Consider the following 6,806-nt stretch of genomic DNA (forward strand, 5'->3'; position numbering starts at 1 on the left):
ATCAGCGGTGGTCAGGGGGCGATTGGCGTCGAGTGCTGCCAGTGAGCTAATGTTTTCGACGCTGCTCCGGTACGAACGGGGCAACGGGCTGTGGCGCAGCTTGGTAGCGCACTTGACTGGGGGTCAAGTGGTCGCAGGTTCAAATCCTGTCAGCCCGACAGAAGAAAGGCCAGGTCAGAGGCGGTTTCCGAGGACATCGGGACCGCCTCTGCTGCTGTTCGGGGTCGTTTGCTTGTCCACGAGTTGCCGCGGCTGCCGTGTGGCAGGCCGGTACCCGGCACCGGAACCTTGCCAGTGCACCGTGCCGCCTCCTCTCACTTACCCTCGTCGATGAGAGAGTGAAGGGATGCGCGTTGATCGAGTGGTTCCCAATCTGACCGTCTCGGATATCGGCCAGGCGGTCACTGAGCATTCGGCGGTTCTGGGCTTACGTGTCCTCATGGATCACGGGTGGATCGTGACCCTCGGAGACGACGACGGGCATCAGCTCAGTGTCATGACCCAGGACGCCTCCGCACCGGTGAACCCCGATGTCTCGATCTTCGTCGACGACGTCCACGACGCACTCGCGCGTGCACAGGCTGCCGGCATGGACATCGTGCATCCGCTCACCGAGGAACCCTGGGGTGTCACGCGATTCTTCTATCGAGCGTCTGATGGCCGCGTGATCAACGTCGGTACGCACACCGCATGACCGATATCGCGCAATAGTCACAGGTGCAGATGACCACCGACCACGCCTCTGTGGATGCCGCCGCGCCGTTGACGCCGGATCTGGTGACGCCCGATTCGTTCAGCGTTGCCACCTTCAACGTCAACGGGATCAGGGCGGCGCGTCGGCGCGGATTCGATCGGTGGCTGTCGTCGCGAGCTCCCGACGTCGTCGCCCTGCAGGAGCTGCGTTGTCCGGCATCGGAAGTGGGCGAGTTCCCCGGCTATTACGCGTCGTTCGATGTCGGTTCCATTCCCGGCCGCAACGGTGTCGCGGTGCTGACGAAGGCCCCGCCCGCAGCGGTGCGCACATGGGTGACACATCCACCGAGATCGCGTGGTCTTGCCGAGTTCGCCTCGCACGGCCGCTATCTGGAGGTCGACCTCGCCGACCGACCGGTGACCGTTGCCTGTCTCTACCTGCCGAAGGGCGGGCTGCCCGCACACCTGCAAAGCCCTGGCTCCCTGCGAGAACCACCTGACGGCGGTCTCAAACATGCCCGCAAACAACGGTTTCTCGCCGCATTCGCCCGCGAACTCGACCGCAACAGACTCGCCGCACTGCGCGATGGCCGTGAGTTCCTCCTGGTCGGCGATCTCAACATCGCCCACACCCACTACGACGTGACCAACTGGCGCGCGGCCCGCACGATGGACGGATTCCTGCCCGAGGATCGCGAGTGGTTCGGCTCGATTCTCGGCGCGCGAAAACTGGTCGATGTGGTGCGCCGGTCGCAGGGCGACCAGCCCGGTCCTCTCACCTGGTGGAGCTGGGCCGGAGCCTCCTTCGCGAAGAACGTGGGCTGGCGCGTCGACCACCAACTCGCGACCCCCGGTCTCGCGCGCGAGGTGAAAGACGCTGTGGTGGACAAGGAGGCATCGCCGCAGGAGCGACTCTCCGATCACGCACCGCTCGTGGTGACCTATGCGGCGTCACCGCTGCCACCTCACACAACGACCCGTGACGGTTGAGCCCACCGTGGCGTGCTCCGAGCGGGCACCGGATGGGACGATGAGGACATGACCGCATCGCTCGTCGCCAAGGACATCGCCGGTGGCTACGCCCATCGTGTGCTGTTCGACCACCTGGATCTGACGGTTGCGCCGGGAGATGTGATCGGCGTGGTCGGCGCCAACGGGGCGGGTAAGTCGACATTGCTGCGGGTGCTCGCCGGCGACCTCGCGCCGCTGGAGGGATCGGTCACACGTGCGCCGGCTGATGCCTTCGTCGGCTGGCTTCCCCAGGAACACGACCGGGTGCCAGGGGAGACGGTGGCCCACTACGTCGCGCGCCGGACGGGTTGTGCTGCAGCGAGTGAGGCGATGGAGGCGGCAGCTGCCGCGTTGGCCGACGACACATCGACCACCGGTGTCGACGATCCGGCCGAGGTGTACTCGCTGGCACTCGATCACTGGCTCGCCACCGGCGCCGCCGATCTCGACGAACGGCTGCCCGCAGTGCTCGCCGATCTCGGACTGCGCACCGGCGACACCCCGCCCGAGCACGCGCTGATGACGGAACTGTCTGGAGGTCAGGCGGCGCGGGTCGGTCTAGCCGCACTGCTCTGTTCCCGCTTCGACATCGTCTTGCTCGACGAGCCCACGAACGATCTCGACCTCGATGGCCTTGCGCGGCTCGAGGAGGTGGTGAACGGGATGCGCGGCGGCGTGGTCCTGGTCAGCCACGACCGAGAATTCATGGCGCGCTGCGTGACTCGCGTGGTCGAACTGGATCTCGCGCAGCACACCAACACCGTCTACAACGGCGGCTACGAGAGCTTTCTGGAAGAACGAGAGGTCGCACGGCGCCATCGCCGTGAGGAGTACGAGGAGTTCGCCGAGAAGAAGGCGGATCTCGTCGCGCGGGCGCGGACGCAGCGGGAGTGGTCGAGCCAAGGCGTGCGCAATGCGATGCGCAAGGCCCCCGACAACGACAAGATCCGCCGCAAGGCGGCCAGCGAGTCCAGCGAGAAGCAGGCGCAGAAGGTCCGCCAGATGGAAAGCCGCATCGCCCGACTCGACGAGGTCGCCGAACCGCGTAAGGCATGGGTGCTCGAATTCACCATCGGTGCGGCGCCGCGGGCGAGTTCGGTGGTCGCAACGCTCAACAACGCGGTGGTGCGGCAAGGTGACTTCACACTCGGGCCGGTGTCGCTGCAGGTGAATGCGGGGGAGCGGATCGGGATCACCGGTCCCAATGGGGCGGGGAAATCCACTCTCCTGCGATTGCTCACCGGTGCGGTCGAGCCGGACGAGGGATCGGCCGCACTCGGCACCAGCGTGGCGATCGGCGAAATCGACCAGGCACGTGGGCAATTCAGTGGCACAGAGCCGTTGGCGGAGCGCTTCGAAGAACTCGTTCCGGAGTATTCCACCGAGCAGGTTCGCACGCTGCTGGCGAAGTTCGGGCTGCGCGCCGATCATGTCGAACGAGCCGTGGGTGACCTATCACCCGGTGAACGCACCCGCGCAGCGTTGGCATTGCTCCAGGCGCGCGGAGTCAACGTGCTGGTTCTCGACGAACCCACCAATCACCTCGACCTACCCGCCATCGAACAGCTCGAAGCCGCACTCGACTCCTTCGACGGTGCGCTCCTGTTGGTCACCCACGACCGCCGCATGCTGGAGAAGGTGCGAACCGACACCAGATGGCGCGTCGAGGGTGGACAGGTGACCGAGGGCTGATCGGCCTCATCGTTCTGGCGCTGTCCCGATCGGCCCGGACTTTTCGCTGTGGACCACTTCGGCATGGAGCGACTCGTCGGTGGGCCTGCGGACGCGCATTCGCACGGCCGCCGCGGCGCAGCCCACCACGGCGACGGCGCCGAGCACTGTCGAAGCACCGATCGTCTCGCCGAGAAGTACTGCGGCCCAACAGAGGGTGAAGACCGGCTGGACGAGTTGGACCTGTCCCACGGTGGCGATCGGCCCGATGGCCAGGCCTCGATACCAGGCGAAGAACCCGAGAAACATACTGACCACGCCGAGGTAGCCGAATGCGGCCCAGGTAGAGACGGACGCATGCGGCGCCGGGCGCGTCGCGGTGATCGCGGCGGTGAGCGGAAGTGATATCACCAGGGCCCAGCAGACGGTGTAGCCGGCACCCAGGCTGCGTGCGAGCAGTCCACCCTCGGCGTAGCCCACCGCGGCGGCGACCACCGCCCCCACCACCAACAGGTCGCCGGGGGAGATCGCGCCGAGGGTGCCGGTGGTCGCCACGAACACGATCACCGCACTCGCGCCCGCGGCGGCGCAGATCCAGAAACCGCGTGAGGGTCGTTCCCCGCCGCGGATCACGGCGACGACCGCAGTCGCCGCGGGCAGCAGGCCGATGACCACCGCAGTGTGAGAGGCGGATTCGGTGCGCAGCGCGAGTGAGGTGAGCAGTGGGAATCCCACCACGACACCGGCCGCGACAGCGATGACACAGACCCACTGCCGACCGCGTGGGCGCGGCGGGCGGCCGACCGCAAGGACGACGGTCGCCAGCAACCCGGCGACGACAGCGCGACCGAGCCCCACGAATGTCGCGTCCATCTGATGGGTGGCGATCCGGGTGAAGGGAACGGTGAAGGAGAAGGCCAGCACGCCGAGCAATCCCCACAGCAGACCGGAACGCGCTAATAGCAGTGAGGCATGATTGCCGATAGCGCTACTATCTATCTTCATGTCCGATGGTAGCAGTGGCGCGGCGGTGGCCGATGCACTCCGGCGCACGTACCGGCATCGGCCGCCCGGGACCCGGCTGCCGTCCACGCGCGCGATCGCCGCCGAACACGGCGTTGGCCCGGTGACGGTGCAGACCGCGCTGAGGATCCTGGTGGCCGAGGGATTGGTGGAAACGCGTCCGGGCAGCGGGACCTACGTCGCGGCGACGCCGCAGCGGGCAACATCTGGCGACACCGCGTGGCAGAGCACGGCATTGGGCGAAGCGGGCGTACTCGACGACGTTCTCTCCGGAACGCGCAGCGTCGCACCCGAGGCGATGTCGATGCATCGCGGCTATCTCTCACCTGAACTGCTTCCGGGATCCTTGCTTCGCGCGGCAGTCACCAGAGCCAGTCGGGACCCAGCGGTCCTACTCGGGGCCGAGATGAACACCGGTGTGCCACAGCTACGTTCGTGGTTCGCGAGAGAACTCGGCGACCGTGCCGGCTACGACGCGGCCGACGTTCTCGTCACCGGCGGCGGCCAGACCGCGGTCTCGGTGACGCTGCGCGCGCTCGCGGCGTCGGGCGAGGCCGTGGTGATGGAGGCGCCGACGTACTGGGGTGCCATCCTCGCGGCGCGAGCGCACGGTCTTCGTATCGTGCCGATCGCGCGCACGCCCGACGGTATCGATCCGGCCGACCTCGACGCCACGCTCGAGGCACACCACGCACGCGTGTTCTATGCGCAGCCGACGTTCGCCAACCCCACCGGTCAGTCGTGGAGCACTGCGGTACGCGCCGAGGTGATGCGAGTTCTCGCTGCGCGCAAGGCGTTTCTGATCGAGGACGACTGGGCCAGAGATCTCGCGATCGGTGATCCGCCACATCCGGTGGCCGCTGACGATCCCGATGGTCATGTCGTGTACATCCGCTCGCTCACCAAGGGGATGTCACCCTCGATCCGGGTAGCCGGTCTGATCTCGCGGGGTGCGGCGCATCGGCGCATCACGACCAGTCGGTGGGCGAGTGAGTTGTTCACGCCCGGCCTCGCCCAGCATGTGGCACTCGATGTCCTCAGCGCTCCGGGCTGGCCGCGACATGTCGCGAATCTAGGACGGACGCTGCGGCATCGTCGCGATGAGCTCGCGGCGCTGCTGGCCGACGTGCCGGTGGAGATCGACCGTCTTCCCGGCGGTGGGTTGAGTCTGTGGCTGCGGCTGCCTGGACGGGTGGCCGCACGCGACGTGGTACGGCGGGCGTCGGCGCTCGGACTCGAACTCTCGCCCGGCGACGAGTGGTTCCCGGCCGAACCGCCTGCGGACTTCGTGCGCATGAGCTTCGCGGCAACGCCGCCGAGCCGGTACCGGGAGGCTGCTCACATCCTTGCGGCCTCGCTGATCGGGTGAGCAGCTACTCCGGCTGCGGCTCCTCGAGCTGATCGACGTAGGCACCCTGCCAGACCGTGTCGAACGGAGTGTGCGCGGACACCCGCCCGTTGATGCCCGCGGTGGTGAACTCCTTGGCGAAAGCGACCGCGTCGCCCACGTCGGAACCCTTGGCGAGTTCGGCGGTGATGGCGGCGGCCAGTGTGCAACCGGCCCCCGACACCCGCTCGGATCCGACCTTGGGGGCCGCGAACACGGTCACCTCGTCGCCGTCGTAGAGCACGTCGACCGCCTCGTCGCCGGGCAACTCCACGCCGCCCTTGGCGATCACGTAGCGCGGGCCGAGATCGGCAATCCGCTTGGCGGCCTCGGCGAGCTGTTCGACACTGGTGATCTCATCCATGCCGGACAGGATCTGTGCCTCGAACAGATTCGGCGTCACCACGGTCGCCAGCGGGATGATCTTCTCGCGCAGTGCGGTGTCGGTGTCGAGTGCGGCACCGGGCTCCTGGCCCTTGCAGATCAGCACGGGGTCGACCACCACGTGCCGCGACGTTCGGGCAGCGAGCGCGTCGGCGACCACGTCGATGGTGGCCGGCGTGCCGAGCATCCCGACCTTCACCACGTCGAGGTCATGCGCACTGGTCGCCGCCTCGATCTGGTCGGCGATCACCTGGGGCTCGATCGGTACGAATCGATGCGACCAGCCGGCCTTCGGGTCGAAGGAGACGATGCAGGTGATGGTCCCGACTCCGTAGACGCCGAGTTCCTGGAAGGTCTTCAGATCGACTTGCAGCCCGGCGCCGCCGGTGGCTTCCGAACCTGCGATGACATATGCGAGATCAACCACGTGGAAAAGCGTACGCACCCCGCTGACCCGTCCCGATGTCGCGGCCTGTGATGGTCGCCCGCCTGTGCGGCGCGCAGCCAGGTCAGGACTCCGGTAACGAGGCGAAGGTGGGGGCTGGTGCACGAGTAGGTGACATCTGATCTGGCTTGCCCTGCCGGGCGGCCTGGAAGGATGCCAGCTGTGCCCAAGCCCTATCCCCAGGAGTTCCGC

General features: G+C 67.2%; 6 protein-coding genes and 1 tRNA gene. 5 read left to right on the top strand and 2 right to left on the bottom strand.

Annotated features, from left to right (window positions below):
* The first annotated feature begins 84 nt into the window (after positions 1-84).
* The 4 genes from IEW22_RS17650 (at position 85) to IEW22_RS17665 (ending at position 3,396) form a co-directional block, all read left to right on the top strand.
* Positions 85-158 (top strand) — tRNA-Pro (locus tag IEW22_RS17650).
* Between the two features lie 188 nt (positions 159-346).
* Complete coding sequence (locus tag IEW22_RS17655; protein ID WP_188588361.1) at positions 347-694, top strand: VOC family protein; 348 nt, start codon at positions 347-349, stop codon at positions 692-694.
* A 29-nt stretch (positions 695-723) separates the two neighbouring features.
* The gene (locus tag IEW22_RS17660; RefSeq protein WP_188588363.1) at positions 724-1,683 is read left to right on the top strand and encodes an exodeoxyribonuclease III; all 960 of its coding nucleotides are present in this window, start codon (positions 724-726) and stop codon (positions 1,681-1,683) included.
* A gap of 48 nt (positions 1,684-1,731) precedes the next feature.
* Complete coding sequence (locus IEW22_RS17665) at positions 1,732-3,396, top strand: ABC-F family ATP-binding cassette domain-containing protein (protein WP_188588366.1); 1,665 nt, start codon at positions 1,732-1,734, stop codon at positions 3,394-3,396.
* 6 nt (positions 3,397-3,402) lie between these two features.
* Here the strand turns inward: IEW22_RS17665 and IEW22_RS17670 are convergent, their stop codons facing one another.
* Positions 3,403-4,380, bottom strand: coding sequence for a DMT family transporter (locus IEW22_RS17670; protein WP_188588367.1), 978 nt, complete (start codon positions 4,378-4,380; stop codon positions 3,403-3,405).
* Here IEW22_RS17670 and IEW22_RS17675 point away from each other — a divergent pair.
* On the top strand, positions 4,379-5,767 hold the full coding sequence (locus IEW22_RS17675) for an aminotransferase-like domain-containing protein (protein WP_188588369.1): 1,389 nt from the start codon (positions 4,379-4,381) through the stop codon (positions 5,765-5,767). The genes IEW22_RS17670 and IEW22_RS17675 overlap by 2 nt on opposite strands.
* A 4-nt stretch (positions 5,768-5,771) precedes the next feature.
* On the opposite strand, the gene thiD is transcribed toward IEW22_RS17675, so the two are convergent.
* Positions 5,772-6,596, bottom strand: a complete 825-nt coding sequence (thiD, locus tag IEW22_RS17680) for a bifunctional hydroxymethylpyrimidine kinase/phosphomethylpyrimidine kinase (protein WP_188588371.1) — start codon at positions 6,594-6,596, stop codon at positions 5,772-5,774.
* Positions 6,597-6,806 lie beyond the last annotated feature (210 nt).

It is taken from the genome of Gordonia jinhuaensis (assembly GCF_014639795.1).
Classification (GTDB): Bacteria; Actinomycetota; Actinomycetes; order Mycobacteriales; family Mycobacteriaceae; genus Gordonia_B; species Gordonia_B jinhuaensis.